The sequence below is a fragment of the Bradyrhizobium sp. 31Argb genome, from assembly GCF_043638955.1.
Lineage (GTDB): Bacteria > Pseudomonadota > Alphaproteobacteria > Rhizobiales > Xanthobacteraceae > Bradyrhizobium.
This window is the reverse complement of sequence record NZ_JBEGDB010000237.1, coordinates 10,759-12,519: the sequence shown is the minus strand read 5'-3', so window position 1 is coordinate 12,519 and position 1,761 is coordinate 10,759. Positions and strand designations below refer to the sequence as shown.

Annotated in this window: 1 pseudogene; it reads left to right on the top strand. The window is 58.4% G+C overall.

Features of this window, described 5'->3' with window-relative positions:
- Window positions 1–513: 513 nt before the first annotated feature.
- Window positions 514–1,761, top strand: a pseudogene (locus tag AAFX91_RS31780) (hypothetical protein); the annotation flags it as partial.

Here is a 1,761-nt window from a genome sequence, read left to right as displayed (position 1 = left end):
CATCGGCAACAGACCAGCTTTGGTGCGTTCCTTCTTCAAGCATCCAGATGTCGCCTATATTTCTGACCTATGAGTAAGACTTCCGCCACATGTCAAGCGCTGTGACAAGCTCGCCAGAAACTTCCTCGCTGGGCTCTCATTGCCGCACCTGCAATCTGGTGGCTCAATTGACCCCGGACCTTGGCCCCAATCCAATGGACGACGATCTGGTGGGCCGGAAAAATCTCAAACTGAGGCACGACGGATTTTGAAAGTCTTCGGATTGCGAGCTTTGGGGGCGCCGCTGGCAGCGCCGGTTCCACGACGTCAGCCTCTCGTCAGGTTGCGACAGTAGCCTGCTGTCTCATTGCTGAAGTCCAGTCGAACGAGGTCGCGATGGATCCGAACAGATTCAATATTTTCAGTCCCCGACTGGCAACGTGGGTATCACCCCGCCTTGGCGAAGCAACAGTCAGGTCAGGGGGGCAAGCGGACGAGGCTGGGCATCCGAGCTTTGAGCAACGCTTGGATGAGGTGCAACAAGCCGATGCCGCTCCCGTCCCAGCGGCGCCCGCGCATCGAGATGTATACACTCCCCATCTGTCTAATGAAGACGCCTCCATCATCGACAACGCCATTCGGTCGGCAGGTGAACGCCGGGGACTGCGCGCGGCAACGGTCGATGGTTATGTAACGGTTCTTCGTGGTCTTGGAGAAGATCTCGCACGTAATGGGCAATCGATTTCTGCGCTCGATCACAATTCGCTGGTAGCCCACGCCAATAAATTCGACAACCGGAAAATTATTACTGGCTTGCGTTATCTTCGGGAGTATCTTGAACCCGGTGGTACGTCAGGCCGTTCCCAGCGTGGGCGGCAACGGAGTATTCCAGCCGAAGACCAAGCCCTCATCGAGGGCGCAGCTCGTAGCAGCAGGCGACCCGCAACGGCCGTTGCGAACTATAGCGGCAGCCTTCGCATATTTTCTGAAGCGCTCAACCGCGAGGGCCACGCAATCGCCAGGCTAGATCACGAGTCACGCATCAAGCACGCTAAAAAGTTGCGTCCGAACGACACAACCCTCGGGCCCGCGTTGAAGATGATTGACGAGTTTCAGCGCGCGGAGCGCGCATCCGGCGCAAGTAGCTCATGGCATCTGGGTCGTTATCCCGAAGACGCCGCCCTCATAGATGGCGCGCTCGACCAGGCCTTGAAAAATCTTGAGCCAAGGAAGTCTGCCCAGGAGCGGGCTGCACGTCTTCATACCCTGGGTGCGTGGCTTAAAGAAAATGGCAGGGAGAGCATGGCTGGCCGACTTAACCGCTCCGACAGGAAGGACTTTACGCTGCGCGACGATGTGATTGCATTCAAACTGACTGAACGCAGGCTATATGATCCCGATTTGGCGCACCTTCGGAATTACTTAAAACTCGTCGAGGCGAACCATGCTCTAGGGCCAGAAGCCCGCGAGCAGCCGGCTTTGCCGTCCGGGCTGGGCGCTGGGCGGCCCAGCCCGTCGCAGGCGCTTCCCGCAACCCCAGCCACCCCGAGCGAGGGAGCTTGGGCTTTGTTGAGGAAGGAGATGCAAGAACCAGCGTCATCGTCAACTGCCAGGGCTCGCTCAGACACTTACGCCGGCCTTGAGCCGTTTGTTGACCTGAATGCGCCGACGCCATCCGAATTGCGCGACGATGCTCAGTTTGCGCCAGCGCACCTGGCCGGAGCTCGTTCAAATACCTACGCGGGTCTGGACTCTTTCGTTGACCTGAATGCGCCGACGCCA